The sequence below is a fragment of the Kitasatospora sp. NPDC091276 genome, assembly GCF_040684355.1.
Taxonomy (GTDB): domain Bacteria; phylum Actinomycetota; class Actinomycetes; order Streptomycetales; family Streptomycetaceae; genus Kitasatospora.
The window spans coordinates 64,550-88,590 of the sequence record NZ_JBFBFU010000033.1 but is presented as its reverse complement, the minus strand read 5'-3'; the positions used below and the strand labels follow the sequence as shown (position 1 = coordinate 88,590).

25 protein-coding genes are annotated in these 24,041 nt (G+C 73.7%); 10 read left to right on the top strand and 15 right to left on the bottom strand.

What is annotated here, in order from left to right; genetic code table 11:
* Positions 1–107: 107 nt before the first annotated feature.
* The gene (locus AB0O19_RS31835) at positions 108–698 is read right to left on the bottom strand and encodes a lytic polysaccharide monooxygenase (RefSeq protein WP_363585827.1); all 591 of its coding nucleotides are present in this window, start codon (positions 696–698) and stop codon (positions 108–110) included.
* 198 nt (positions 699–896) lie between these two features.
* A complete protein-coding gene (locus tag AB0O19_RS31830; protein ID WP_363624573.1) occupies positions 897–1,928 on the bottom strand; it encodes a medium chain dehydrogenase/reductase family protein in 1,032 nt (343 codons plus the stop codon).
* A gap of 133 nt (positions 1,929–2,061) precedes the next feature.
* Between AB0O19_RS31830 and AB0O19_RS31825 the strand changes: the two genes are divergently transcribed.
* On the top strand, positions 2,062–2,742 hold the full coding sequence (locus tag AB0O19_RS31825) for a TetR/AcrR family transcriptional regulator (protein ID WP_363624571.1): 681 nt from the start codon (positions 2,062–2,064) through the stop codon (positions 2,740–2,742).
* A gap of 75 nt (positions 2,743–2,817) precedes the next feature.
* Here AB0O19_RS31825 and AB0O19_RS31820 read toward each other — a convergent pair whose 3' ends face one another.
* Both AB0O19_RS31820 and AB0O19_RS31815 read right to left on the bottom strand, forming a co-directional pair.
* A complete protein-coding gene (locus AB0O19_RS31820) occupies positions 2,818–3,180 on the bottom strand; it encodes a hypothetical protein (RefSeq protein ID WP_363624569.1) in 363 nt (120 codons plus the stop codon).
* Between the two features lie 178 nt (positions 3,181–3,358).
* A complete protein-coding gene (locus AB0O19_RS31815; protein ID WP_063350359.1) occupies positions 3,359–3,586 on the bottom strand; it encodes a hypothetical protein in 228 nt (75 codons plus the stop codon).
* Positions 3,587–4,025: 439 nt separating this feature from the next.
* On the opposite strand from AB0O19_RS31815, the gene AB0O19_RS31810 reads away from it, so the two are divergent.
* Both AB0O19_RS31810 and AB0O19_RS31805 read left to right on the top strand, forming a co-directional pair.
* Complete coding sequence (locus tag AB0O19_RS31810) at positions 4,026–4,229, top strand: cold-shock protein (RefSeq protein ID WP_063350360.1); 204 nt, start codon at positions 4,026–4,028, stop codon at positions 4,227–4,229.
* Positions 4,230–4,583: 354 nt separating this feature from the next.
* On the top strand, positions 4,584–6,026 hold the full coding sequence (locus tag AB0O19_RS31805) for a DEAD/DEAH box helicase (protein ID WP_363585823.1): 1,443 nt from the start codon (positions 4,584–4,586) through the stop codon (positions 6,024–6,026).
* Between the two features lie 92 nt (positions 6,027–6,118).
* Here AB0O19_RS31805 and AB0O19_RS31800 read toward each other — a convergent pair whose 3' ends face one another.
* The 3 genes from AB0O19_RS31800 to AB0O19_RS31790 form a co-directional block, all read right to left on the bottom strand.
* The gene (locus AB0O19_RS31800) at positions 6,119–6,997 is read right to left on the bottom strand and encodes an alpha/beta fold hydrolase (protein WP_363624567.1); all 879 of its coding nucleotides are present in this window, start codon (positions 6,995–6,997) and stop codon (positions 6,119–6,121) included.
* Positions 6,998–7,158: 161 nt separating this feature from the next.
* The gene (locus AB0O19_RS31795) at positions 7,159–7,569 is read right to left on the bottom strand and encodes a hypothetical protein (RefSeq protein WP_363585821.1); all 411 of its coding nucleotides are present in this window, start codon (positions 7,567–7,569) and stop codon (positions 7,159–7,161) included.
* 244 nt (positions 7,570–7,813) lie between these two features.
* The gene (locus AB0O19_RS31790; RefSeq protein ID WP_363585848.1) at positions 7,814–8,743 is read right to left on the bottom strand and encodes a glutaminase; all 930 of its coding nucleotides are present in this window, start codon (positions 8,741–8,743) and stop codon (positions 7,814–7,816) included.
* A gap of 286 nt (positions 8,744–9,029) precedes the next feature.
* Here AB0O19_RS31790 and AB0O19_RS31785 point away from each other — a divergent pair, with 286 nt between their 5' ends.
* On the top strand, positions 9,030–11,123 hold the full coding sequence (locus AB0O19_RS31785) for an AAA family ATPase (protein ID WP_363624565.1): 2,094 nt from the start codon (positions 9,030–9,032) through the stop codon (positions 11,121–11,123).
* A gap of 49 nt (positions 11,124–11,172) precedes the next feature.
* Here the strand turns inward: AB0O19_RS31785 and AB0O19_RS31780 are convergent, their stop codons facing one another.
* On the bottom strand, positions 11,173–11,874 hold the full coding sequence (locus AB0O19_RS31780; protein WP_363624563.1) for a DUF3152 domain-containing protein: 702 nt from the start codon (positions 11,872–11,874) through the stop codon (positions 11,173–11,175).
* 447 nt (positions 11,875–12,321) lie between these two features.
* Here AB0O19_RS31780 and AB0O19_RS31775 point away from each other — a divergent pair, with 447 nt between their 5' ends.
* Complete coding sequence (locus AB0O19_RS31775) at positions 12,322–12,537, top strand: heavy-metal-associated domain-containing protein (protein WP_363585818.1); 216 nt, start codon at positions 12,322–12,324, stop codon at positions 12,535–12,537.
* 96 nt (positions 12,538–12,633) lie between these two features.
* Here the strand turns inward: AB0O19_RS31775 and AB0O19_RS31770 are convergent, their stop codons facing one another.
* The gene (locus AB0O19_RS31770) at positions 12,634–13,176 is read right to left on the bottom strand and encodes a DinB family protein (protein ID WP_363624561.1); all 543 of its coding nucleotides are present in this window, start codon (positions 13,174–13,176) and stop codon (positions 12,634–12,636) included.
* Positions 13,177–13,275: 99 nt separating this feature from the next.
* Between AB0O19_RS31770 and AB0O19_RS31765 the strand changes: the two genes are divergently transcribed.
* Both AB0O19_RS31765 and AB0O19_RS31760 read left to right on the top strand, forming a co-directional pair.
* Positions 13,276–14,250, top strand: a complete 975-nt coding sequence (locus AB0O19_RS31765; RefSeq protein WP_363624559.1) for a YafY family protein — start codon at positions 13,276–13,278, stop codon at positions 14,248–14,250.
* Positions 14,202–14,615 (top strand): enoyl-CoA hydratase-related protein, encoded by a 414-nt coding sequence (locus AB0O19_RS31760; RefSeq protein ID WP_363585815.1) that lies wholly within the window; start codon positions 14,202–14,204, stop codon positions 14,613–14,615. Before AB0O19_RS31765 ends, AB0O19_RS31760 begins: the two co-directional genes overlap by 49 nt.
* Before the next feature lie 307 nt (positions 14,616–14,922).
* Here AB0O19_RS31760 and AB0O19_RS31755 read toward each other — a convergent pair whose 3' ends face one another.
* The 3 genes from AB0O19_RS31755 to AB0O19_RS31745 all read right to left on the bottom strand — a co-directional run bounded on the left by AB0O19_RS31755 (position 14,923) and on the right by AB0O19_RS31745 (position 18,163).
* A complete protein-coding gene (locus AB0O19_RS31755; protein WP_363624557.1) occupies positions 14,923–15,834 on the bottom strand; it encodes an immunity 49 family protein in 912 nt (303 codons plus the stop codon).
* A gap of 124 nt (positions 15,835–15,958) precedes the next feature.
* Complete coding sequence (locus AB0O19_RS31750) at positions 15,959–16,747, bottom strand: maleylpyruvate isomerase family mycothiol-dependent enzyme (protein WP_363624555.1); 789 nt, start codon at positions 16,745–16,747, stop codon at positions 15,959–15,961.
* 63 nt (positions 16,748–16,810) lie between these two features.
* Positions 16,811–18,163 carry an aldehyde dehydrogenase family protein gene (locus AB0O19_RS31745; protein ID WP_363624553.1) on the bottom strand — a complete coding sequence of 451 codons (1,353 nt, stop codon included), beginning with the start codon at positions 18,161–18,163 and terminating at the stop codon, positions 16,811–16,813.
* Positions 18,164–18,281: 118 nt separating this feature from the next.
* On the opposite strand from AB0O19_RS31745, the gene AB0O19_RS31740 reads away from it, so the two are divergent.
* Positions 18,282–18,731: a MarR family transcriptional regulator gene (locus tag AB0O19_RS31740; RefSeq protein ID WP_363624551.1), complete on the top strand. Its 450-nt coding sequence runs from the start codon at positions 18,282–18,284 to the stop codon at positions 18,729–18,731.
* 36 nt (positions 18,732–18,767) lie between these two features.
* On the opposite strand, the gene AB0O19_RS31735 is transcribed toward AB0O19_RS31740, so the two are convergent.
* A complete protein-coding gene (locus AB0O19_RS31735; RefSeq protein ID WP_363624550.1) occupies positions 18,768–20,117 on the bottom strand; it encodes an erythromycin esterase family protein in 1,350 nt (449 codons plus the stop codon).
* A gap of 386 nt (positions 20,118–20,503) precedes the next feature.
* Between AB0O19_RS31735 and AB0O19_RS31730 the strand changes: the two genes are divergently transcribed.
* Positions 20,504–21,166 carry a DUF6461 domain-containing protein gene (locus AB0O19_RS31730; RefSeq protein ID WP_363624548.1) on the top strand — a complete coding sequence of 221 codons (663 nt, stop codon included), beginning with the start codon at positions 20,504–20,506 and terminating at the stop codon, positions 21,164–21,166.
* A 55-nt stretch (positions 21,167–21,221) separates the two neighbouring features.
* On the opposite strand, the gene AB0O19_RS31725 is transcribed toward AB0O19_RS31730, so the two are convergent.
* Positions 21,222–22,442: a sigma-70 family RNA polymerase sigma factor gene (locus AB0O19_RS31725; protein ID WP_363624545.1), complete on the bottom strand. Its 1,221-nt coding sequence runs from the start codon at positions 22,440–22,442 to the stop codon at positions 21,222–21,224.
* A complete protein-coding gene (locus tag AB0O19_RS31720) occupies positions 22,439–22,810 on the bottom strand; it encodes a YciI family protein (RefSeq protein ID WP_350883944.1) in 372 nt (123 codons plus the stop codon). The genes AB0O19_RS31725 and AB0O19_RS31720 overlap by 4 nt, the downstream gene beginning before the upstream one ends.
* A 310-nt stretch (positions 22,811–23,120) precedes the next feature.
* Here AB0O19_RS31720 and AB0O19_RS31715 point away from each other — a divergent pair, with 310 nt between their 5' ends.
* A complete protein-coding gene (locus AB0O19_RS31715; protein WP_363624543.1) occupies positions 23,121–24,041 on the top strand; it encodes a polysaccharide lyase in 921 nt (306 codons plus the stop codon).

Sequence of the window (24,041 nt, the reverse complement as noted above, 5' to 3'; positions counted from 1 at the left end):
CCCCGTGGCCGTCCGCGGGCGCGCCGGGGGCGGCGCCCCCCGCCGCCGGCGCGGGCGGGGGCGCCCCCGGGACCGGGGCCGTCAGTACGGTGCAGCGGTCAGGACCGTCAGAACTGGACGTCGGTGCAGGAGTAGAAGGCGTTGCCGGTGTCGGCGACGTCCCAGACCGCCACCACCACCTGGTGCCCGGTACGACCGCTGGGGAGGGTCGCGGTGTGGGTGGTGGTGGCGGCGGGCTGGCGGCCGTTGTAGGGGACGGTCAGGAAGGGGGTGAGGTCCAGGCTGGCCCGGGTGATCGGCTGGCCGGCGTCGTAACCGGGCTTGGTGAGGTAGTACCTGAAGTTCGTGGTGGAGTGCCGGGCCTCGATGTACCAGGTGAAGGTGAGCTGCTGGCCCGCCGTCACCCGGGTGGTCGGCCAGGTGCCGTTCCGCGGGTCGTCCAGCGGGGCCCAACGGGCGTCCCCGCCGGCGCAGATGGTGCCGTCGGCCGGGCCCCGGCCGGGGAAGCCCTTCGGGCCCTCGACGCTCTGCGGTTCCCACTGGATGTCGCCGCAGTCCCACGGCACCCCGCCCGCTCCGCAGAGCGCGGACCGGCTGGGCGGCAGGTTGATGTAGCCGTGCGACTGGGCGGGCAGGGCCAGCACGAGCGGGAGCGCGATCGCGGCCGCGGCCGCGCCGGCGAGATGACGTTTGCGCATGGTGCTCCTCCGTGGGGGTGGATGGAGTGTGCGCCCGACGTAGGGCGCGCGCGTGGGGGCGCGGCCGAAGATCGTGGCATGCCTGCGTCAGGTCGGTGCTGACACCGTAGAAGCCCCCGTCCGGGCCGTCAATGGTCTGAACCATTGCCGGGTCATTGCCGAGTCATTGCCGGGCCCCGTGCCCCCGTGCCCCGCGGGTCAGGGAATCAGGACGATCTTGCCGCTGACGGTCCCGGACTCCGCCAGCCGCAGGGCCTCGGCCGCCCGGGCGAGCGGGAGCCGGGCGGCGATCCGGGCGGTGACGTCACCGCGGGCGACGGCGGCGAACACCTGGGCGAGGTCGGACCGGAGGCGGGCGCGGAAGCGGTCCCGGCCGAGGGCGCGGCCGGCCCAGATGTTGTAGAAGTGGGCGCGGCGGCCGTTGGGCAGGGTGTTCCAGAGCCAGGTGCGGGCGAGGATCTTCAGCACGGGCCACTGCTTGGAGCCGGTGTCGTCGCGGGTGGAGGCGCTCCCGTAGGCGACGAGCGTGCCGCCGGGGGCGAGCAGGTGCCAGGAGTCGATCACGCTGCGCCCGCCGACGTGGTCGAACACGGCGTCCACCCCGCCGGGCGCCAGCTCCCGGACCCGGGCCGCCACGTCCTCCGTGCGGTAGTCGACCGGGGTCGCGCCGAGCTCCCGCAGGGCGTCGTGGTGCCGCGCGGACGCCGTGCCGATCACCTGCACGCCGGCCGCGCGCGCCAGCTGGACCAGGACGGAGCCCACCCCGCCGGAGGCGCCGTGCACCAGGATCCGCTGCCCGGCGCGCACCCGTGCCCGGCGGTGCAGCAGCTGCCAGGCCGTGATGCCGTTGACCACCACGGTCTCCGCCTCGGCTGCGGTGAGGCCGTCCGGGACGGGCACGGCGTCGGCGGCGTCGACGGTCACGTGGCTGGCCCACCCGCCGACCTTCATCAGCGCGGCCACCCGCTGCCCGGCCAGCCCCGGGTCGACGCCCTCGCCGGTGGCCCGCACCCGGCCGACCAGGTCGTAGCCGGGGACGAACGGGAACGGCGGCTGGTCGTAGTACCGGCCGCGGCGCATCTGCTGCTCGGCGAACGAGACGCCGCTCGCCTCCATGGCGATCAGGACCTGCCCCCGGCCGGCCCGCGGCACGGCTCCGTGCCGGATCTCCAGGCCCTCCGGCGCCACGATGCCCGGCAGCACGACCTGGACGAGGCGTTCGGTGTCCATGACGCCCTCCTTCTCGATAGATATTGTTGCCTTCGTTAGAAGTTATAACGGCAGGCATCGGTGAGAGTCAAGAGGGGGAGTGATAGCCTCTAACGAGATGGTGATGTCGTCGTCGTGAGGTCTGGAGGCGGCCATGGGCGCGTCGGATGTGAGGACTCCCCGGGAGCGCTACCGCGCCCAGGTGCAGGAGGAGATCAAGGAACGGGCCTGGGAGCAGATCGCCACCGCCGGAGCCTCCGCGCTGTCCCTCAACGCCATCGCCAAGCGGATGGGCATGAGCGGCCCGGCCCTCTACCGGTACTTCGCCAGTCGCGACGAGCTGATCACCGAACTCGTCCGGGACGCCTACCGGAGCCTCGCCGACGCCTTCCGGGCCCGCGCCGACGCGGGCACCGACGTGGCCGGGCTGGCGCAGACCCTGCGCGGGTGGGCCCTGGACGACCCCCAGCGGTACCTGCTCGTCTACGGCACCCCCGTGCCCGGCTACCGGGCGCCCGAGGACACCACCCGGATCTCCGTCGAGATCATGGCCGTCCTGCTCGATGCGTGCGCCGCCGAACAGTCGCCCGTCGAGCAGGCGCCGGCGGAGCGGTCACCGGCCGTGCCGCCGTCCCCGTTCGACGCCCACCTCGCCGAACACCGGGCCTGGGCCGGGGAGCACCCGGCCCCGCCGGCGGTCCTCCGCCTGGCCCTCGCCGTCTGGACCCGGCTGCACGGCGTGCTCTCCCTCGAACTCGCCGGCCACTTCACCGGCATGGGGTTCGACCCCGCCGAGCTCTACGCCGCCGAACTCCGCTCGCTCACCGGCCGCTGACGGCGCGGCGCGGGCCCGTGTCCGCGGACGGACAGGGCCCCGGGCGGCCGTGTGGCGCCCGGGGCCCGTCGGAGGTCAGGCGTCGGAGTAGCTGAGGTCACCCACCGTCCAACTGCTCACGTCCTCGATGGCGATCCGGTACATGCCGCCGGTGTGGGGCAGTCCGAAGTCGCCCTGGAGGATCCGCGCCCGGTGCAGGTGCAGGTGCGTCGGCCGTGCGGGCGCGCCGGCGGAGGGCGGGGAGAAGAGGGCGGCGAACGGCTTCAAGTGCTGCGAGGTGTGCAGGACTTCCGACACCCGCTCGAACCAGAGGTCCATCGGTGCGAGCCGGCCGGTGATGACCGCTCCGGGGACGACCACGGTCAAGGACATCTGGTTGCTGTGCTCGGACTCCACCATGGCGGCGATGTCAACGAGGAGCTCATCAGAGTTCGACATGCACCCAGACTATTGCGCCGCCGCCGGCTTCGGTGGCCTCGTGCACGGTTCGGCGCAGGCCGGGCGCGTGACCGTGCGCGCGGCCTGTCCTACGGCCTACGCACGGTCCGGCGTCCTGGGGAAGGTCTCGTGGATCGTTCCGGGGCCCGGGCCCTGGTGTCCCGGGGGGAGCCCCGGGTCAGAGCTTCCACATCTCGGCGTACGGAGGGGTGAGTCGCTCCTGGCGGGAGCCGAAGTCGACGAGGACCGCGATGTCGCTGCCGTCCTCGACGTCGACGACCCGGCCGAGGCCGTGCTTGTCGTGGGTGACCCGGTCGCCCGCGGCGAACCGCTTGCGGGGCACCTCGGCCGGGGCTTTGAAGGGACTGGTGGGCAGGTGGCGCCGGACTGCCGGTGATTTCGTCATCCCGATCAGTATGCTCCGAAAAACCGGGGAGCGGACCCTTCCGGAGGGCCGGAACCCCGCCGGGTGACAGGGCGCGACCAGCCGGCCCTGGCTCGGCGGACCCGCCCGGCCCGAAAAAATTCTCCGCCCGACCGGGCCCCGCCGCCGGTGACCCAACTGCCGTGGCGGCACCCCCCGTTGCCGAGCCCGTCGGCGGGTGAGCCGCTCCCGTGAGGGAGGGGCCGGAAGGACCGGCCGCGGAATGTCCACCGCGACGAGCCCGGGCCTGCTACAGTCGATTTAGTTGCAGTAGTGGTTCCCATGAACTTTGTGTGCGCCTGCTGATGTATTGCAGGCGCATTTTTTGTTTTCCGGCTCTTTCCCCGGCGGGTGCTCATCGCGGCGACTCGACGGTCCGCACGGTGCGGACTTCGTACAGTCTCTCGAAGGAGATTTTTTTATGGCTACTGGTACCGTGAAGTGGTTCAACGCGGAAAAGGGCTTCGGCTTCATCGAGCAGGAGGACGGCGGCGCTGACGTCTTCGCCCACTACTCGAACATCAACGCCCAGGGCTTCCGTGAGCTGCTCGAGGGCCAGAAGGTCGAGTTCGACGTCACGCAGGGCCAGAAGGGCCCGCAGGCCGAGAACATTCGCCCGCTGTAGTTCTCTGCCACGGCACTCGCCTGGTAGCGAGGGGCCCGCACCGTGCACTACGCCCGGTGCGGGCCCCTCGGCCGTTCCACCCCCCGAATCGCCTCCGGTCGTCCTGGCTGCCAGGCCGCCCCGGCCGTACCGGGCCCTGTGGATCCGCCTTCGGCCGTTGTCCGCCGTCCCGCGCGGGCCGTGTCGCGCCGACCGCGCACCGGCGCCCGCCCACCGGCGGCTGCACCGTCCATGCCTCGCCCGGCCGCATCGTCCGCGCCCCGCCCGGCACATCTCCGGCCCGTTTCTTGTGATCTCCGCGCGCCCGTGCAGCGGAGCCTTCCTCGCGACGTGCCGTCTTGAGGAAGGTTCCGTATGAACCGCTCGAATCGCCCGTCGCACCGCAGCCCGCACCGCCGGACCGGAGCCCCGAACCGGGCCCAGGGCCGCTCCTCCCAGCAGGAGTTCGAACTCCCGGTCAGCACCACCCCCGCCCTGCCCGCCGTCGAGTCGTTCGACGAACTGGACATGCCGGCGGCCCTGTTGAAGACGCTGACCCGCCAGGGCGTCACCTCGCCGTTCCCCATCCAGGCCACCACGCTGCCGAACTCGCTGGCCGGCCGTGACGTGCTCGGCCGGGGCCGGACGGGCTCCGGCAAGACCATCGCCTTCGGCCTCGCGGTGCTGGCCCGCACCGCCGCCCGTGCCGCCGGCCGCAGGGCCGAGCCGGGCAGCCCGCTGGCCCTGGTGCTGGTCCCCACCCGCGAGCTCGCGCAGCAGGTCACCGAGGCGCTCACCCCCTACGCGCACTCGGTGCGGCTGCGGATGGCGACCGTGGTGGGCGGGATGTCGATCGGCCGCCAGTCCCAGGTGCTGCACCGGGGCGCCGAGGTCGTCGTCGCCACCCCCGGCCGGCTGAAGGACCTGATCCAGCGCGGCCACTGCCGACTGGACGACGTCGGCATCGCGGTCCTGGACGAGGCCGACCAGATGGCCGACCTCGGCTTCCTGCCGCAGGTCACCGAACTGCTCGACCAGGTCTCCGCCGACTGCCAGACGCTGCTCTTCTCCGCGACCCTGGACCGCAACGTCGACCGGCTGGTGCGCCGCTTCCTCAAGGACCCGGTCACCCACTCGGTGGATCCGTCGGCCGGAGCGGTCACCACCATGGAGCACCACGTGCTGCATGTGCAGAACCACGACAAGAACACCCTGATCGTCCGCATCGCGGCCCGGGACGGCGGGGTGATCATGTTCACCGACACCCGGGACCGTGCCGACGCGCTGGTCGATGACCTGCTCGCCAACGGGGTGAAGGCCGCGGCCCTGCACGGCGGCAAGTCCCAGCCCCAGCGCACCCGGACCCTGGAGCAGTTCCGCACCGGCCAGGTCACCGCGCTGATCGCCACCAACGTCGCCGCGCGGGGGATCCACGTCGACGGCCTCGACCTGGTCGTCAACCTGGACCCGCCGGTCGACCACAAGGACTACCTCCACCGGGGCGGCCGCACCGCCCGGGCCGGCGAGTCCGGCACCGTCGTCACCCTCGTCCTGCCCAGCCAGCGCCGCCAGATGGCCCGGCTGGCGGCCACCGCCGGGATCGCCCCCACGGCCACCCGCGTCCACTCCGACGACGACGAACTCGCCCGCCTCACCGGCGCCCGCGTTCCGACCGGCATCCCCGTGACGATCCCCGATCCGGTCGTCGAGCGTCCCCGCCGCTCCGCCCGGGGCGCCGTCGGTGGCGGGCGCCGCCGCCCTGCCGGCGCTGCCGCCGCCCGTCATCCGCGCTCCGTGAGGTCCGCCGCGCGGTCCTGACCCGGTTCGTGCGGGCCCGGTGCGAACCGGCCCGGTACGACGGCCCCGTGCTCCTCGCCCCGACGGGCGGTGGAGCACGGGGCCGCTCGCGTTCAGGCCCGGGGCGGGCCGCCTTCCTCGGCGAGGAGGAAGTCGAGGGCCGGCCGGGTCTGGTCCCTGAGCAGGTGGCCGACCTCGGGGAGGAAGGTGACCGACACCCGGGGGGCGGCCCGCTGGAGCCGGCGGCGGGTGCCGTGCGAGTCGATGAGCCGGTCGCGGCCACCGATGGTGACCTGCACCGGCATCTCCAGGCCCGCCAGGTCGTCGTCGGTGACGACCGGCAGCTTCTCCCGCCGCGGCCGGAAGTGCTGGTGGATGAGCAGCACGTACTCGCCGAAGGCGCGTTCCTCGGCCGTGGGCGGGACGGTGGTGGGGGCGGGGCCCAGGGCCAGCCCCAGCATCGTGCGCCGCCCCCAGTCCCCGAACGGCAGCACGAACAGTGCGGCGACCAGGACCCCCCGTTTCTGGCGGCCGATCCCGCAGGGGCAGCGCAGCGCCAGCCGGTCCACCCGCTGCGGGCGGCGGATGGCGTAGTCGAGGGCCAGCAGCCCGCCCAGCGACGTCCCCACGAAGGCGGCGCGTTCGACGCGCAGCGCGTCCAGCACGTCGTCCAGCCACAGCGCGTGCGCGTCGGAGTGCAGTTCGGGGCGCACGGGGGCGCTCAGGCCGGGCTCGCCGATCACGTCGACGGCGTAGACGCGGAAGTGCCGGGCCCACAGGGCCGCGTCGTCCGCCCACATCGCCGCGTTCGCCCCGGACCCGTGCAGCAGGACCAGGGGCGCCGCGTCCTCGGGGCCGCAGGCCAGGACGAAGGTCGAACCCTGGCGGGTGGGGACGTGCAGCCGTTCGGCGGGCACGGGCCAGCGGTCCAGGAGGGCGGTGTACTCCTGGGCGAGGACGCGGGCGCCCGCGTCGGAGGTGTAGATGGTCATGCCGTACTCCAGCTCGCTCGATAGGTTGGTATCTATCCTTAAACCACCGTGAGGAGTGAAGTAAAGGTGATTTTAGGGAGTGATGGGGAGCGGGTCACCTCGGGCGGAAACGACTCCGGCCCGGCCGCCGTGGGGGCGACCGGGCCGGGAGGCGGGAATGCTCAGGAGCGTTTGGGTGGCAGCACGGCCAGGGCGAGGAGGAGCACCAGGACGCCGCCGCAGGCGTTCCAGAAGCCGTTCTCCAGATCGCCGATCCCGAGCGAGAGCGGCTTCACCTCCCGTCCCTTCTGGTACACCCAGAGCACGCCGGTGACCACCGCGACCACGGCGGCCAGGAGCAGGCCCGGGCGCGAGCGCACCAGCAGCGCCAGCACCGCGATCGCCGCGGCGACGGCCAGGAGCAGGAACATCGACATGCCGGTCGACGTGGTGCGGGTGGGTGACATGCCCCGGAACAGGTCGGCGACCGGTACGGACCTCGGATCGCTCTTGGCGTACCAGGGCTGGAACGAACTGAGCACCAGCCCTGCCGCGCCGGCCAGGGCCAACAAGCTTGCTACGACGGTTCGCATGGGACGGGACCCCCACTTTCCTCTTGGTCGTGTTCCTCATGGCCGGCCGATCGTCATCACGATCGGCGCCCCCGCCTGGAGCATGCCATGGACGACCGGCCGGTCGGTGCCCAACAGCCGGATCAACGCCACAAGTTGGGCGACGGCCGGGTGCGACGCGCGGAGCCCGCGGAACGCCGGAGCGCCGGGGCGCGGGGCGGCGGTCGGGAGGCCGTCGGGAGGCCGTCGGGAGGCCGTCGGGAGGTCAGAAGATCGAGCAGCCGGAGAGGGTGGTCAGGGCGTCCAGGGCGGTGACCGCGGCCACCGAGTTGCCGGCCTGGTCCAGCCGGGGGCCCCAGGCGCAGACCGCGGCCCGCCCGGGCAGTATGGCGAGGATGCCACCGCCCACGCCGCTCTTGCCCGGCAGCCCGACCCGGAAGGCGAACTCGCCTGCCGCGTCGTAGGTGCCGCAGGTGAGCAGGACGGCGTTGACGCGCTTGGCCTCGCTGCGCGACATCAGCCGGGTGCCGTCGGTGCGCACCCCGTAGCGGGCCAGGAAGGAGCCGGCCAGGACCAGGTCCCGGCAGCTGGCGGACACCGCGCAGTGCGCGTAGTAGTGGTCGAGGACGGTCTCGACCGGGTTCTCCAGGTTGCCGTGGCTGGCGATGAAGTGGGCCAGGGCGGCGTTGCGGTGGCCGTGCTCGGCCTCGGACGCGGCCACGACCGGATCGGTGTCGAGCAGCGGGTTGCCGGACTCCCGGCGGAGGAACTCGCGGACCGTCCCGGCGGCGTCGCCCGTCATGGTCTGCAGGCGGTCGGTCACCACGAGCGCGCCGGCGTTGATGAACGGGTTGCGCGGGATGCCGTGCTCGCTCTCCAACTGCACCAGCGAGTTGAAGGGATTGCCGGACGGCTCCCGCCCCACCCCGCGCCAGACCGTGTCCCCGCCGTACGCCAGGGCCAGTGCCAGGGTGAACAGCTTCGAGACGCTCTGGACGGAGAACGGCTGCTCCCAGTCCCCGACCCCGTACAGCTCGCCGTCGACGGTGGCCACCGCCATGCCGAAGGCGTCCGGGTCGACGGTGGCGAGGGCCGGGATGTAGTCGGCGACATGCCCTTGGTCGCCGGTCGCCCGCGCGGCCGCCGCCGCGGCATCCAGCAGCAGCCGGTAGTCGAGGTTCTCTCCGGCGGGCATACCGTTCAACGCTGTTCCTCCATGAGCACGATCAGGACCACGACCTGGTCCGATACAGGATTATCCGTGCTCCGGCATGCGCGGATGAGCACCGAGGACGAGGTCGGCGCCCGCGGGAGGGGCGGCCGGGGAGGCCTCGGGCGTCCGTCGATCCCCGGACCCGCCCAAAACACAACTCGGTCATTCTCTTAACTGGGTTCAGTTATGCTGCTCCGTGCGTACGTGCTGCGGGCGCACGGCCGGGCGGAACCGGTGGCAGGGAAGTGACGGGGAAAGGGGTACGGCGATGGCGGGAGACCTCCGGCGCGCGGACGGCGAGCGGAAGGCGGCCGGCCTCGACGGGGAGCTGGAAGGCGAACGGGCCCATGTCGAGGCCTGCCGGGCGGCACTGGCCCGGCAGGTCGAGGACGCGGACCACCAGGTCGTCGCCGCGGAGGACGTCTCCGGCGACGGTGCCGGCGCGGAGGCCCTCGGCCGCTACCTGCGGACCCGGGCCCGGCGGATGCGGGAACTGCCGCAGAGCCCGGCGTTCTTCGGCCGGCTCGACTTCGACGACGCCCCGGAGACCGGCGACCACCGGCGCCAGCGCTACCACGTGGGCCGCCGCCGGATCTCGGCCGACCCGGCCGCGCCGCCGCTGGTGATCGACTGGCGGGCCCCCGTCTCCCGGGCGTTCTACCAGGCGAGCGCCGACCGGCCGCTCGGCCTCGCGAGGCGACGGCGCTTCGGCTGGGCGCCGTCGAGCCCCGGCGCGCCCGAGGACCTCACCGGCCTGGAGGACGAGTACCTGAGCCGCGCCGAGGCGCGGGGCGGGCGGCGAGGCGCCGGCGGCATCCTCACCGCCGAGATCGAACGCCCACGGACCGGGCCGATGCGTGACATCGTCGCCACCATCCAGCCCGAGCAGGACGCGCTGGTGCGCGGCGGGCTGGCCGAGTCGGTGTGCGTCCAGGGCGCGCCGGGCAGCGGCAAGACCGCCGTCGGCCTGCACCGCGCCGCCTACCTGCTCTACACCTTCCCCCAGCGGATCCAGCGCGGTGGCCTGCTGGTCGTCGGCCCGAACCCGACCTTCCTGCGCTACATCGCCGAAGTCCTGCCCGCGCTCGGCGAGATCGACATCGCCCAGTGCACCGTCGAGGACCTGGTGGCCACGCACCCCGTCCAGGCGGACGACGACGAGCGGGCCGCCGTGGTCAAGCAGGACGCCCGGATGGCGGCCGTGCTGCGCCGGGCGCTGTACGGGCGGGTCGGCGCGACCGGCTCCGAGGCGTTGGTCGTCCCGGACGGCTCCTACCGCTGGCGCGTCCCGGCGGACGAACTGGACCGGATGGTCGCCGAACTGCGCGAGCAGGACGCGCCGTACGCGATCGGCCGGGAGAACCTCCGCACCCGGGTGGTGGCCGCACTCCAGGACCGGGCCGAGCGGCGGTCCGGGATCAAGGGTGGAGCCTGGCGGACGAGGATCGGCCGCTGCCGGCCGGTGGCGGCCTTCCTCGACGCGGCGTGGCCCGCGCTGCGCCCGGAGGCGGTGCTGGCGGCCCTGCTCGGTGACCCCGCCGTCCTGGCCGAGGCCGCGGACGGCCTGCTCGCCCCGGCCGAGCAGGCGGCGATCCGCTGGCACCGGCCGCCGCGCTCGCCGAAGAGCGCACGCTGGTCCGGGCACGACCTGCTGCTGCTCGACGAGGTGGCCGGGCTGATCGAGCGGCCGGCCGGCTTCGGCCACGTGGTGGTCGACGAGGCGCAGGACCTCTCGCCGATGCAGTGCCGGGCGATCGCCCGCCGCAGTGCCTTCGGTTCGCTCACCGTCCTCGGCGACCTCGCGCAGGCGACCGCGCCGTGGTCGGCGCGCAGCTGGCCCGAGCAACTGGCCCACCTGGGCAAGCCGCAGGCGGCCGTGGTCCCGCTGACCACCGGTTTCCGGGTGCCGGCGGCCGTGCTGGCCCTGGCCAACCAACTGCTCGCCGCGCTGGACGTGGGAGTCCCGCCGGCCCGCTCGCTGCGCCAGGACGGCGAACTGACGGTACGTCAAGTCGGCGATCCGGGGCGGTCGGTGGTGGAGGCGGTGCGCGGCGCGCTGGAGCGGGAGGGGTCGATCGCGGTCATCGCCGCGGACGCGGAGGCCCCGGGGGCCGCCTCGGCACTGCGGGAGGCCGGGGTGGCGGCCGCGTCGGCGGCGGAGGTCGGCACCTCGGCGCGGGTCACGGTGCTACCGGCCTCGCTGGTCAAGGGACTTGAGTACGACCATGTGATCGTGCTGGAGCCCGCCGCCATCGTCGAGGCCGAACCGCGCGGCCTGCACCGCCTCTATGTGGTCGTGACCCGGGCGGTGTCCCGGCTGGACGTACTGCACGCCCGTCCGCTGCCGGCCGCCTGGTCCTGACGCCAGCCGGGCGGCCGGGCGGCCGGCCGCGGACGGGAGGGGCGGGCCGTCAGGGAGCGGAGGTGGGGGCCTGGACGGGCGGGCCGGTGAGCAGGGTGCCGGTGTCGGAGTAGGGCCAGCCGTTCGGGACGCAGCCGTGCAGGCCCTTGATCTGCTGCATCATCACCGGTGCCGGCGCGCCCGCGCCCGGGCAGTCGACGTGGCCGTTGCCGAGGATGTGGCCGACCTCGTGGTTGACGGCGAGCGCGTGGTAGAGCTCGGGCTTGCCGACGTAGAACTCCGACAGCTCCGTCCAGCGCTTGAGGTTGATGACGACCTGGTGGCCCACGCCGCAGTTCACCGTGCCGCCGGTGTCCAGGCCGTACTGGCCGCAGATCCGGTCGGTGGTCTCCGGGGTGGCCAGGTAGACGGTGAAGTCCACCGGGTCGGCGGGCATGCGCTGGAAGGAGGCGGTGCCACCGGCGGCCCAGCCGTACTGGACGTTCCCGAGGACCGCGTCGACCTCGGCGGCGAACTGCCCGGGGCTCTCGGCGATCCCGTTCTCCGCCCGCACCTTGTAGCGGTACAGGTGCTCGCCGGTGCCGAAGCGGGGTGAGCCGCCGGCGGCCGTGGTGAACTGCATCGGCTTCTGCCCCTCGCCCGGGGCCCACGGGTGCCACCACAGCAGGCCGGCGGTCACGGCGCCGGCCGCCACCAGGGCGAGCGCGCCGTGCCAGAGCCGCAGGCGCCGGAATCCGGTGAACCTCTTCATCGGCTGCCCCCGGCCGCGAGGCGCGCCCTCGCTCCGGTGGTCGGGTCGGGTCCGGTGGACCCGCCGGGTATGGAGGTGTGGGGCGTCGGGGTGGGCATGGCGGTGAAGGGCTCCTGGGCGGGTCCGGTCGGGATCAGACGAGTCTAGGCGGAGTTCGGACGGGTTCAGGCAGGTTCGGACGGGGTTCGGTCGCGGAAAGGAAGGGCGTTATGGGGAGGAACGGGCGAAAGCGGACCACCGGTTCAGTCGGTCGGTGACGACCCGTCGGTCGCGCGGACCGATCGGTTCCCGGAACCACTCGAAGGTGCCACCCGTGCGGCGTGTCCCTCGGCGTCGGCGGCGCTTTCCGCTGTCGTGGTGCACGTTGATCACCGGCCGCGTCCGAGCGGGCCCGGCCGGGCTTGCCCACCCCACCCCACCCCACCTCACCTCACCGGAGGCACCACCATGTCCATCACCACCGTCCTCACCGTCGACGGCATGAGCTGCGGCCACTGCGAGAGGACGGTCAGCGCCGGGCTGGCCGCCCTCCCCGGCGTCACCGGGGTCAGCGCCGACGCGCCGACCGGCCGCGTCACCGTGGCGTCCGCGCAACCGCTCGACGACGCCGTGCTCCGTGGCGCGGTCGCCGGGGCCGGGTTCACCTTCGTCGGCCGGGGCTGACCCGCCCCCGGCAACCGGCCGAGGGGGAGGGGCGGCCCGGGGCCTGTCCGGCGGATCCGCCGGACAGGCCCCGGGCGCCCGGGCCGTCCACCGGCGTCAGCCCATGCTCTTCGCGCCGTCCAGGGCCTCGCGGATGATGTCGGCGTGGCCCGCGTGCTGGGCGCTCTCGGCGACGATGTGCATCAGCACCCGGCGGGCCGACCACTCGGTGTCGGCCTCGAACCAGGGGGCCTTCGGCAGCGGCTGGGTGGCGCCCAGATCGGGGAGGGTGGCGACCAGGTCGTCGGTGCGGCGGGCCACCTCGGCGTACTCGGCCAGGACGCCGGCCAGCGTCTCGCCGGGCAGCAGGCGGAACTCGTCCGCACGGCGGGCGAAGTCGGCCTCGGTGAAGCTGCTGAAATCGGGCATGGCGGACGGGCCTTCCACGATGAAGGCCACCCAGAACCGCTCGACCGCGCTCACGTGCTTGATCAGGCCGCCCAGGCACAGTGCGCTGACGGTGGTCCGCAGGCCGGCCTGCTCGTCGGTGAGGTCGCGGGTGGTGAAGCGCAGGAAGTGCCGCTGCTTGGCCAGGGCCGCCAGCAGGTCGGCGCGCTCGCCGGTGGTGGTGCTGTTGTTCGGGGTCGCGGTGCTGGTCATGGTGGTGGCCTTCCGTTCGGTTCCTGCTCCTTCGGACAAGGTCCACGCTAAACGCGATAGCGGCCACTTTCTGGCCTGAATTCCGGGATGATCGGAGTCATGGCGAACACCAGCACCCGGACGCTGCGACTGCTCTCCTTGCTCCAGACCCACCGTTACTGGCCCGGCGAGGAACTGGCCGACCGGCTCGGGGTCTCGATCCGCACCCTGCGCCGCGACATCGACCGCCTGCGCGAACTCGGCTACCCCGTGGAGGCGCAGCGCGGCGTCGACGGCGGCTACCAACTCGCCGCGGGCGCCGCCCTGCCCCCGCTGGTGATCGACGACGAGGAGGCGGTCGCCCTGGCCGTGGGCCTCCAGGCCGCGGCGGAGAGCCCGGTGGAGGGCATCGCCGAGGCCTCGGTGCGGGTGCTGGCCAAGGTGGTGCAGGTGATGCCCGCCCGGCTGCGGCACCGGGTCGAGGCGCTGCGCGCGGTGACCGTCCCCGTCGGCGGGGGCGCCACGGCCGGGCCGGGCGTCGATCCGGACCGGCTCACCGTGGTCGCGCTGGCCTGCCGGGACACCGAGCGGCTGCGCTTCTCCTACACCTCCGCCGACGGCCGGCACGCCGAACGGCAGGTCGAACCGCACCGGCTGGTGTGCCTGCACCGCCGCTGGTACCTGGTCGCCTACGACCTCGACCGGCAGGACTGGCGCACCTTCCGGCTCGACCGGCTGAGCGCGCCGCAGGGCGGCGGCGTCCGGTTCGGGCCCCGTTCGCTGCCCGCCGCCGACGCCGCCGAGTTCGTCCGGGCCGGTCTCAACGGCGTGCCGCGCCCGTACCGGGTGGCGGCGCTGGTGGACGCCCCGGCCGCGACCGTCCGCGCACGGGTCGGCCGGTGGGGCACCGTCGAGGAGGTCGACGCCGGGCGCTGCCACCTGGAGATGACCGCCGACTCCCTGGACTGGCCGGCCATGGCGCTCGGCTCGCTGGGCGCGGACTTCCGCGTCCTCGGCCCGCCCGAACTGCTCGACCTGGTCGAGGAGTGGGGCGCGCGGTTCACCCGGGCCGCGCGGGGCGGTGTGGGGGAGTAGGGCACCGGGGCAGGACGTCGGGCGGGCTCGTGCGGGCGGTGGCTGTGCGTGCGGTCGGGTGCTGTGCCCTGGAGCTGATCCTGACCGGGGACCCGGTCCCGGCCGCCCGTGCCGCCGAGATCGGACTGGTCAACGCCGTCGTCCCGGCCGGCGAACTGCTCGACGCGGCCCGGGGCCTGGTCGACCGGATCATCCGGCACGCGCCGACCGCGGTGTCCGCCTGCCTGCGGGCCGTCACCCGTGGCATTAACCTGCCGATCGACGAGGGCCTCGCCGTCGAGGCGGCCTGCTTCGCGGCCACCGTGCCGACGGACGGGGTGCGGGAGGGGCTCCGGCGCTTCCTCGACCGCCCGGCGGCCGGCTGAGCCCGGTTCGTGCCCCTGGTCCCGGCGGTTCCGGGCTGGACTCGGCGTTCTTCGGCCAGGACGACGACAACGCGGACGGCCGGGCCATCCGATCGGATGACCCGGCCGTCGCGGCTCACAGCGGCTCGGTGCTTGCCGGGGGCGGGCGCGCTCACCAGGAGACCGGGTAGCGGACGGGATGCCCGCCGATCCGGCCGGGGATCGGCGGCTATAGGTGGGATGTTTCGTCTGTTGGGCAACCGTTGGACACTCCGTGGACGGACGGACGGACAGGCAGGCAGACGGGCGGGCGGCTGGGGTGGGGCGGTCAGAGCGTCGGGGGCTGTATGAGCGTCGCCGGGAGGTAGCCGGAGGAGAGGCCGAGCTGCCAGCCGTGCGCCTGGACGGCGAGTGCGGCCAGGGCGATCGGGAGGACCGGGAGCAGGCTGCGCGGGGCCGCGTCCGGGGCGCTGCTCTCGCGGTGCTGGTCGAGGCGGGTGGCGAGGGCCCGCTCGAAGGTGCTCCGGTCGTCGTCGAGCAGGACGCGCAGCAGCTGCTGGTCCGGCGTGAGCGGACCGGCGGCGTCCAGCGCCCGGGCGGCCGTGGCGCGCTCCTCGGCGTCCGGCTTGCGCAGGGGCACGGGGCCCGGGGCGACCCAGGGTGAGACGGCGGTCGGCACGACGTGGAGGTAGGAGCAGAGCGCGTCCAGCTCGGCGAGGCTCGCCGGATCGGAGGTCGAGTCCAGGTCCGAGTGGGGCAGGCCCTTGCGGACCGAGGGCCCGTAGTCGTCCTTCAGCAGCGGGCCGAGCATGCGGTGGAGCTCCTGGATCAGGCCGCTGATCACGCACATCGCGAAGGCCTCGACCCAGGTGGCGGCCGTGGGGGCGAAGTCGATGGTGTCGCCGAAGCTGGTCTCTTCGCTGGTCAGCGTCTCGCCGATGAACGGGAAGGGGACCTCGAAGTCGCCGCGGGGGAAGCAGCCGAGGGACAGCACACCGAGGGAGCACTCGGCCGCGGTTTCCAGGATGACTCGGGCGGGGTAGCCGCTGAGCGGTCGGCCCTCCAGGGTGAGCGCGCCGATGTGGTCGAGGAGCTCCTCGCCCATCGTCCGGATCTCCTGGATGGCCAGGCGGCCGTAGTGGATCCGGTACCAGCTGGTGAGGGCCCGGTCCTCGATGCCCTCCAGGGCCTGGGCGATCCGCTGGGGTGCGACCTGGTGGCGCGTGACCTCGACGTCCACGATCCGATGCCGCCTTTCCTTGATCGTCTGCTGACGGAACGGCACGCTAGCACCGGCCACCGACAGTCGATCACCCGTACGGACGAGGGGCGGCGGCCCGGCCGCCGCCCCTCGTCCGGGCAGGTCAGAACGCCGAGTTGGCGCACCAGTGCGCGAGCAGTTCCTCGTCCCCGCGCACGTCGAGGCGGGCGGAGGCCAGGTCGAGGCGGCCGTACAGGAGCAGCAGCAGATCGGCGGCGCTCGCGCGGACGGTCACGTCGGCCTCCGGGCCCGGGCCGTCCGCGTCGAGCCCGAAGCGGTCGAGCCCGAAGCCGTCGGGCCGCAGGCGGATCAGCCAGTCGCCGTCCGCGGAGGTGGCGCTGCCGTCGGTGCGGGTGAAGCGGATGGTGCGGTCCGCGCCGCGCAGTTCGGCGATCCCCGGGGCGAAGAACGCGGCGAAGGGCAGGTTGGTGAGGAATTCGGACACCCCGTCGGCGGCCAGCTCCTGGTCGAGCACCGGGGTGCGCCCGAGGGCGAGTTCCGCGTCGGCGCGGTGCACCAGGGTCTCGAACAGCATCCGCCGTACCCAGAAGCGGGCGTGCTGGTCGGCGCCCCAGGCCCACATCGGGGCGTCGAGGTCGGTTTCCGCGAACGCGGCGCCGGCCTCGGCCGCGGCCTCCGCCAGCCAGGCGGGGTAGCCGTCCGGCCCGGCGGGCAGCCGCAGGTCGACCTCGCGGCTGCGGGGCGGCTGCTGGATCCGCTGCCGGAGCAGGACGGTGAACCAGCGCTGCACGCTGCCGGTGTGGCGGGTGAGGTCGGTCAGTGTCCAGCCGGGGCAGGTGGGCACCGGGGTGGCCGGGTCGGCGTCCTGGAGGGCGGCGACGAGCCGGGCGGTCTCCGCGGCGACGGCGGCGCCGTGGTCGATGGTGGTCATGAGGGTGCTCGCTCGGTGTCGGGGTGGCGGGGAGGGGGGAAACGATCGGACGAGGGGGAGCGGTCAGGCGAGGGGCTTGTCGACGACGGCCTTGGCGTGGCTGAAGGTGTCGAGGGAGTACTCGCCGTGGTAGCGGCCCATGCCGCTCTCGCCGACGCCGCCGAACGGCAGCTCGGGCATGGCGAGGTGGGAGACCGGCAGTCCGAAGGAGAGCGCGCCGGAGGAGGTCTCCTCGGTCAGCCGCTGCTTGGTGTGCGCGGACTCGGTGAAGGCGTAGAGGGCGAGCGGCTTGTCGCGCTCGTTGATGAAGGCGATCGCCGCGTCGAGGTCGGGCACGGAGACGACGGGGAGGATCGGGCCGAAGATCTCCGCCCGCATCACGGGGGCCTCGGGGGAGACGTCGGCGAGGACGGTCGGGGCGAGGTAGCGGTCGGCGCGGTCGTGGGTGCCGCCGGTGACGGTCCGACCGTCGCCGAGCAGCGCGGTGAGCCGGTCGAAGTGGCGCTCGTTGACGATCCGGCCGTACCCGTCGCCGGTCGCCGGGTCGTCCCCGTACAGCTCCCGGATGGCGTCGGCGAGGTGCGCCTCCAGCGCGGGCGCGCTCTCGCCGATGGCGAGGACGTAGTCGGGGGCGACGCAGGTCTGGCCGGCGTTGAGGAACTTGCCCCGGGCGATCCGCCGGGCGGTGACCGCGAGGTCGACGCCGGGTTCGACCACCACCGGGCTCTTGCCGCCGAGTTCCAGGGTGACCGGGGTCAGGTGCCGGGCGGCGGCCGCCATGACGATCCGGCCGACGGCGCCGTTGCCGGTGTAGAAGATGTGGTCGAAGCGCTGCTCCAGCAGCGCGGTGGTCTCCGGGACGGCGCCCTCGACGACCGCGACGGCCGCCGGGTCGAGGTAGCGCGGGAGCAGTCGGGCGAGCGCGGCGGAGGTCGCGGGGGCGAGCTCGCTGGGCTTGAGGACGGCCGCGTTCCCGGCGGCCAGTGCACCGACCAGCGGGGACAGGGCGAGCTGGAGCGGGTAGTTCCAGGGCGCGATGATCAGGACCACGCCGAGCGGGTCGCGCACCACGCGGGCCGCGGCGGGCTGGAAGAACTCGGGCACGGCGGCGGGCTTCGGCCGCAGCCACTGCTCCAGGTGGGTGACGGTGTGGTCGAGCTCGTTGAGCGTGAAGCCGATCTCGGTGCGGAAGGCCTCGGCGGTGCTCTTGCCGAGGTCCTCGTGCAGGGCCTGGAGGAACGCCTCGGACTGCTCGGTGAGCAGCGAGCGCAGTGCTGCCAGCTGGGCCTGGCGCCAGGCGAGCGGCTTGGTCCGGCCGGTGTCGAAGGTGGCGCGCAGGCGGGTGACCGTGGCGGCGGCGGTCTCCGGGGCGGCTTCGGCAGCGGCATCCGGGGTGGCGGCGGGGGTGTGGTTCATGAGGGTCTCGCGGTCCTTCCAGCTGCCTTGAGGTCGTCGATGGTTTATGACCTCAAGCATTCTTGGACGGTAAACCTCAATGGTTGAGGGTGTCAAGCAATGTGCCTATGCTCGAACCGTGCACCAGAACTCCCACCCGGACCCACCGGCCACGCCGGGCGAGCTGATGGATCAGCTCGCCCGGGTGGCCGCGGCCTACTACCGCCACTTCGCCTCCGCCGCGGCCGGGCACGGGCTGACCCTGATGCAGGGCAAGACCCTCAGCCTGCTCACCCGGCCGCGCTCCATGCGCGCCCTCGCCGGTCTGCTGTCCTGTGACGCCTCCAACGTCACCGGCATCGTCGACCGGCTGGAGGGCCGCGACCTGGTCCGCCGCGAGCCCGACCCCGCCGACCGCCGGGTCAAGAGCATCGCCCTGACCGACCGGGGCGAGCAGACCGTCCGGCTGATCCGGGCCGACCTGATGTCCGGCCTGACCGCGCTGGAACAGCTCTCCGCTCAGGACCGGGCCGCCCTGGGCGCGCTGCTGGACCGGGCGTTCCCCGAGACGGCGGCCCCGCCGGGCTGAGGCCGGCCGCCGATCCGGGGCGGGGCCGGAGCCCGGTCAGAGCTTCCCGGCCTCGTGGACCTGGTGGAGGTGGACGAGGACGTCGTGGGCCCGCCCGAGGGCGACGGAGGGCAGCGGGTCCTTCGTGAACGTGGACCCGGCCTCGTAGACGGGGCGGGCGGTGTCCAGCCAGTCGCGGACCACGCGCGGGGCGGTGCGCAGGTCGACGTAGTAGTCCTGGCGGCGGACCTGGTCCAGGGTGTACTCGTTCATGCCGGGCGTGGCCGGGGGCACGGTGTTCTTCTCCCAGTCGGTGTCGAGGGCGGCGCCCATGGTGAGGAAGGAGCCCCGGTCGAAGGTGAACCCGATGTTCATGTACTCCGGGCCGAAGGTGTCGCGCAGGATCGCGCCCTGCGTCCTGGGGTACATCTCGGGATCGCTGGCCAGGTAGCCGACGTGCCCGTTGTGGGCCGAGAGCAGCATCCGGTCGCCGGTGCGGCGCTGCCACCACGCGGTGTTGTCGGCCATGGCCTGGTCGCGGATGACCTCCGCGGCGTTCACCGAGGCCGGGTCGGTGAGTTCGAAGGTGGCGAAGGCGAAGGTCTGGGCGATGATGCGGGCGTGCTGCACGGCCCAGTCGTACTCCTCGCCGCCGGTGCCCCTGGCGGCGGTGACCAGGTCCAGCGCCTGCTGCGCCTTGGCGGCGTTCTCCTTCCGCTCGGCCACCGGCCGCTTCAGGTAGCCGACGGTGTCGTCGAGCGGGCGCAGGCCCGCGTACAGCCCGTCCACGCGCGCCAGGGCCGCGGGGTCGGCCTTGCGCAGGTAGGCGTCGACCCGGGCGAAGACCTCCTCGCCGAGCTTGGGGGCGCCGACGTCGTCGCCCATGAAGTGGACCGGGCGCTCCGGGTGCTGGCGGTTGTACTCGCGCATCCAGCTGATCAGGTCCACGAACTCCTGGCGCTCCCAAGGCGACTGGCCCAGCTCGTCCTTGACGATCTGCCGGGCGTCGCCCTTGCCGTCCTGGAGGAACTTGTCGATCTTCAGGCCCGCCGACCAGCTCATCTCCAGGGCGAAGGTGGTGAAGCCCTTCTCCTGGACCAGGTAGCGGAAGACCCGCTGCTTCATGGTGAAGAACTCGTGCGAGCCGTGCGTGGCCTCGCCGAGGCCCACCACCTTGGCGTCCCCGACCATCGCGCCGAGCGCCCGCAGGTCGCTGGTGCTGCCGCCGGGCTCGGTCGACCGCAGCGGGTGCGCGGACCGCTCCAACGCGCGGACCACCGTGCTCCGTTGGCCGTCCGCCGCAGGGGCGGCGGAGGCCACCGGGGCCAGCAGGGCGGTGCCGGCGGCCGCCACCGTCACCGCGATGAGTCCGCGTCGGCCGACCGTTCGCCTGTTCGCCGTGGTCATGATCTCTCCTCAGTTTTCTTGTCCCGAAAGCTCGGTGAGAAGATCATCGTTCGCGGCGGGGGTGCGGCGCGCTGGGGCCGACCGCCGGGTTCCTCGGGGGGATAACCCCCGACCTGCGTCGATGCGGGCTCCGCCGGATGGGGCGGACAGGACACTGAGGGGGCCTCTGGCCAGGCTCCCATAAGGTCATGCTCCGCCCGGCCGGGGCCTTGGGAACGGGCCCCGGCAGCCGGACGGAACGACCGGAGGACAGCCCGGCAGGGCGTCAGTCAGTGGCAGGGCCACGACCACCGGAGACCCGGTTACCACTATCAGTGTCAGTGGCGTCCGTTAGGGTGCGGACCGGCAGCCCGGCCACGCGGGCCGGCGCGAGGTGAGGGGGCGTCATGACGGACGGTAGCGAAGGGGCGGGGGGCGAGGAGGGCATCCGGTGGCTCGCGGACGCCGGGTGCTCCGTCGACGGCGTCCTGTTCGCCCGGGGGATACCGCCGCAGGAGCTCGCCCGCCGGATGGGCGCCGATCCGGCCGCCGCGGCCGGACCGCTCAGCGGCACCGAGGTGTGGGACCTCGACATCGAGGTGTTCCGTCCGAGCGACGACGGCGACGGCGTGATCCGGGTCGGCGAGTCCGGTGACTGGTCCTTCGCGGTCGAGTACGGCGACTCCACCGGCGGCGAACGGCTCACCGAGATAGCGCGCGACGGGGTCGAGGTGGTCCACTTCCGCCCGATGCCGGACCACCCGCCCGCGCTGCTCGACTACGCCCGCGACGGCGCCGTGCTGTGCGGGTTCGGCCTCGCCGAGGAGCGCTGGCGCTGGGGCCGGGAGCCCGACCTGCTGGTCCCCGAGCTGGTCGCCGCGGGCGTCCTGGCGCCCGACGGGATCACCCGCGGCCCCGGGGGCGATCCGCCCGTGGCCGTGCGCCGCCGCACCCTCGGCGTGGTCGGGCGGCGGTTCGGGCTGAGCCTGCCCCGGGCCGTCCTCGGCGAGCTGCGGCTGCCGGCGTACGCGGTGCGGGGCAGGCCGGGGATGGAGCCGCAGGGCAGTTGAGCCCTGCCGTCCCCGGGCCCGCCCGGGCCGCGCGCCGGACGTCCCGGACGAGTGATCAGCCGGAGCGTGGCCCGGTCCGGCCGGCCCGGGCCTCCAGGTAGCGCCGCTCGGCGAGGCTGGCGGTGGCCTTCGCGGCGCGCCGGTAGTGCTCGTGGGCGCCGGCCGGGTCGCCGGCCTTCTCCAGCAGGTGCGCCCGGACGGACAGCAGCCGGTGGTGCCCGGCCATCCGCCCGTCACCGTCCAGGGCGGACAGCAGGGCCAGTCCGGCGGCCGGGCCGTCGGTCTCGGCGAGCGCGATCGCCCGGTTGAGGGTGACCATCGGGTTGGGCGCGATCCGTTCCAGGATCAGGTAGAGGGCGTGCACCTGGGGCCAGTTGGTCTCCTCGGCGGTGGCCGCGTCGGCGTGCGTGGCCGCGATGGCGGCCTGCAACTGGTAGGGCCCCAGGGTCGGGCCGGCCAGTGCCGCCTCGACCAGTGCGACGCCCTCGTCGATCAGCGCCCGGTCCCAGGTCTTGCGGTCCTGCTCGTCCAGCGGCACCAGGTCGCCGGCCGGGGTGGTCCGCGCCTCCCGGCGCGCGTGGGTCAGCAGCATCAGTGCGAGCAGCCCGGTGACCTCGTCGTCCCCGGGCAGCTGCGCGTGCACCGTCCTGGTCAACCGGATCGCCTCGCGCGCGAGGTCGGGGCGGTGCAACTCCGGTCCGGAGGTGGCGGTGTAGCCCTCGTTGAAGATCAGGTAGAGCACGTGCAGCACGACCCGCAGCCGTTCCTCGCGCTCCGCGCCGTCCGGCAGGGCGAACGAGCTGCCGGCGGCCCTGATGCGCTGCTTGGCCCGGCTGATCCTGGCCGCCATGGTGGCCTCCGGCACCAGGAACGCGCGGGCGATCTCGGCGGTGGTCAGACCGCCGACCGCCCGCAGCGTCAGGGCGGTCCGGGAGGCCGCGGTGAGCGTCGGATGGCAGCACAGGAACAGCAGGACGAGCGTGTCGTCGGTGTCCGGCACCTCCGGCGGCGCCACCTCGGCGGCCGTCGCCGACTCCCGTTCGCGGCGCGCGCGGTCGCGGCGCAGCTGGTCGATGAGCCGCCGGGCGGCGACGGTCACCAGCCAGCCGTGCGGATTGTCGGGCATGCCCTCGGACGGCCACTGCACGGTGGCGGCGAGGACGGCCTCCTGGACGGCGTCCTCGCACCCTTCGAACCGGCCGTACCGGCGAACCAAGGTGCCGAGGACCTGCGGCGTGAGCGCACGCAGCAGGTCCTCGAAGTCCGGTGCTGTCATGCCTCCAAGTGTCCGTCGGCGAACATCACCTGCCGCACCTCGACCCCCAGGCCCTCGATCGCGGTGTCCGGGATCAGCGCCGCCAGCGCGATCGCCCGCTCCTTGTCCTCGCAGTCGATCAGGTAGAAGCCGCCCAGGTACTCCTTGGCCTCCAGGAACGGGCCGTCGGTCACCACCGGCTGGCCGTTGCGGACGGTCACCACGGCGGCCTGGGCCGGATCGGCCAGTGCCTGGGTGGTGATCAGCTCTCCGGACGCCTTCAGCGCCTCGATGAACTCGCCGTGGCCGTGGCCGATCGCCGCCTTCTCCTCGTCGGTCAGCGCGTCCATCACGGCCGGGTTGATGTGCAGGCTGATCAGGAACTTCATCTCGTGCTCCTCGTGCTCCTCGTGGTTCGCGGGCCCGGCTGGGCTCCTCGACCGGTGGTCGGAGCCGTCGCCGCGGTCTTGACGTCCTCCGCCGGACGTTCGGAGGAATCTTCGCGGCCGGATCGCCACCTCGCACCTCGCACATCTCCGCATGGCCCGCATCGGGAGGGCCGGGGGCCGGGAACCGTCCCGCCGTCACCCGGGAGTGTGATGGTCACGTCACCTCGGGCGCCGCTACTGTGACCCGGTGGCGGAGCGTCACATGGAGCGGGTGGGCCGTCCCGGCCCGGTCCTGTCAGGAGGGGCAGTCATGAAAAGCACTCGTCGTGTGTTCGGAGCGGCGCTCGCAGCCGTCGCCCTGGCCGCCTGCGCCCCGTCGACGTCGCCCGCCGCGGCCTCGATCGCCGCGCCGGCCGCCTCGGGGTCCGAGCGAGTCGGGGGAGCCGCGCCGGCCGCGGTGGCGAGCGGGAAGGCGGCCTGGACCGGCCAGTTCCGCGGTTACGGGACGGACCAGTGGAAGCACGCCTGGGGCGCGGTCGACCAGGGGACGTGGGGCGGTTCGGACCTGAGCGCGGTCGACGACGCGGCCGCTCCCGGGGGCGGCTCGGCGCTCCAGGTCACCTACGGCGCCGGGTCCTCCTCCAACCAGTGCACCGACTGTCCGAACCCGGGCGGCGGCCAGTTCTACACGGATCTGACCACCCTGGGCCTGTCCGCCCTGGCCCAGGGCCAGACGCTGGACCTGAAGTACTCCCTCAAGTTCCCGGCCGGCCGGGACTGGGGCAAGGCGGGGAAGCTGCCCGGGCTGTACGGCGGCAAGATCGGCGAGGAGTCGGGCGGCAACCACGGCGCGGGCTGGTCGACGCGCTACATGTGGCGCGGCGCCAAGGGCGTGCCGGACAACGGCGAGGTCTACCTCTACACCCCGACCAACTCCGGTCCGACCGGCTACGGGGTGGACGAGGGGCTCGGTGACTGGCGGTTCCAGGCCGACGGCGCGTGGCACAGCGTCGAGCAGCTGGTCGACCGCGGCACCGGGGACGTCACCGTCTGGTACGACGGCCGCCAGGTCTACGCGGCGCGCGGGGTGGCCTCGGGCATCGGCAGGATCCCCTTCGGCGGCGTGTTCTTCTCCACCTTCTACGGTGGCCACGACACCAGTTGGGGCCCGGCGAGCACCCAGCGCGCCTACTTCGCGGACTTCTCGCTGTCCTCCGGCGTCCAGCACTGA

Excerpts from the sequence above, each read along its gene's own strand:
- AB0O19_RS31730 (WP_363624548.1), top strand. The coding sequence starts at position 20,504 with ATGACGGACGGTAGCGAAGGGGCGGGGGGCGAGGAGGGCATCCGGTGG.
- AB0O19_RS31780 (WP_363624563.1), bottom strand. The coding sequence starts at position 11,874 with ATGAAGAGGTTCACCGGATTCCGGCGCCTGCGGCTCTGGCACGGCGCG.
- AB0O19_RS31720 (WP_350883944.1), bottom strand. The coding sequence starts at position 22,810 with ATGAAGTTCCTGATCAGCCTGCACATCAACCCGGCCGTGATGGACGCG.
- AB0O19_RS31820 (WP_363624569.1), bottom strand. The coding sequence starts at position 3,180 with ATGTCGAACTCTGATGAGCTCCTCGTTGACATCGCCGCCATGGTGGAG.
- AB0O19_RS31745 (WP_363624553.1), bottom strand. The coding sequence starts at position 18,163 with ATGAACCACACCCCCGCCGCCACCCCGGATGCCGCTGCCGAAGCCGCC.
- AB0O19_RS31750 (WP_363624555.1), bottom strand. The coding sequence starts at position 16,747 with ATGACCACCATCGACCACGGCGCCGCCGTCGCCGCGGAGACCGCCCGG.
- AB0O19_RS31790 (WP_363585848.1), bottom strand. The coding sequence starts at position 8,743 with ATGCCCGCCGGAGAGAACCTCGACTACCGGCTGCTGCTGGATGCCGCG.
- AB0O19_RS31805 (WP_363585823.1), top strand. The coding sequence starts at position 4,584 with ATGAACCGCTCGAATCGCCCGTCGCACCGCAGCCCGCACCGCCGGACC.
- AB0O19_RS31795 (WP_363585821.1), bottom strand. The coding sequence starts at position 7,569 with ATGCGAACCGTCGTAGCAAGCTTGTTGGCCCTGGCCGGCGCGGCAGGG.
- AB0O19_RS31725 (WP_363624545.1), bottom strand. The coding sequence starts at position 22,442 with ATGACAGCACCGGACTTCGAGGACCTGCTGCGTGCGCTCACGCCGCAG.
- AB0O19_RS31810 (WP_063350360.1), top strand. The coding sequence starts at position 4,026 with ATGGCTACTGGTACCGTGAAGTGGTTCAACGCGGAAAAGGGCTTCGGC.
- AB0O19_RS31815 (WP_063350359.1), bottom strand. The coding sequence starts at position 3,586 with ATGACGAAATCACCGGCAGTCCGGCGCCACCTGCCCACCAGTCCCTTC.
- AB0O19_RS31715 (WP_363624543.1), top strand. The coding sequence starts at position 23,121 with ATGAAAAGCACTCGTCGTGTGTTCGGAGCGGCGCTCGCAGCCGTCGCC.
- AB0O19_RS31775 (WP_363585818.1), top strand. The coding sequence starts at position 12,322 with ATGTCCATCACCACCGTCCTCACCGTCGACGGCATGAGCTGCGGCCAC.
- AB0O19_RS31785 (WP_363624565.1), top strand. The coding sequence starts at position 9,030 with ATGGCGGGAGACCTCCGGCGCGCGGACGGCGAGCGGAAGGCGGCCGGC.
- AB0O19_RS31835 (WP_363585827.1), bottom strand. The coding sequence starts at position 698 with ATGCGCAAACGTCATCTCGCCGGCGCGGCCGCGGCCGCGATCGCGCTC.
- AB0O19_RS31770 (WP_363624561.1), bottom strand. The coding sequence starts at position 13,176 with ATGACCAGCACCGCGACCCCGAACAACAGCACCACCACCGGCGAGCGC.
- AB0O19_RS31765 (WP_363624559.1), top strand. The coding sequence starts at position 13,276 with ATGGCGAACACCAGCACCCGGACGCTGCGACTGCTCTCCTTGCTCCAG.
- AB0O19_RS31825 (WP_363624571.1), top strand. The coding sequence starts at position 2,062 with ATGGGCGCGTCGGATGTGAGGACTCCCCGGGAGCGCTACCGCGCCCAG.
- AB0O19_RS31800 (WP_363624567.1), bottom strand. The coding sequence starts at position 6,997 with ATGACCATCTACACCTCCGACGCGGGCGCCCGCGTCCTCGCCCAGGAG.
- AB0O19_RS31830 (WP_363624573.1), bottom strand. The coding sequence starts at position 1,928 with ATGGACACCGAACGCCTCGTCCAGGTCGTGCTGCCGGGCATCGTGGCG.
- AB0O19_RS31735 (WP_363624550.1), bottom strand. The coding sequence starts at position 20,117 with ATGACCACGGCGAACAGGCGAACGGTCGGCCGACGCGGACTCATCGCG.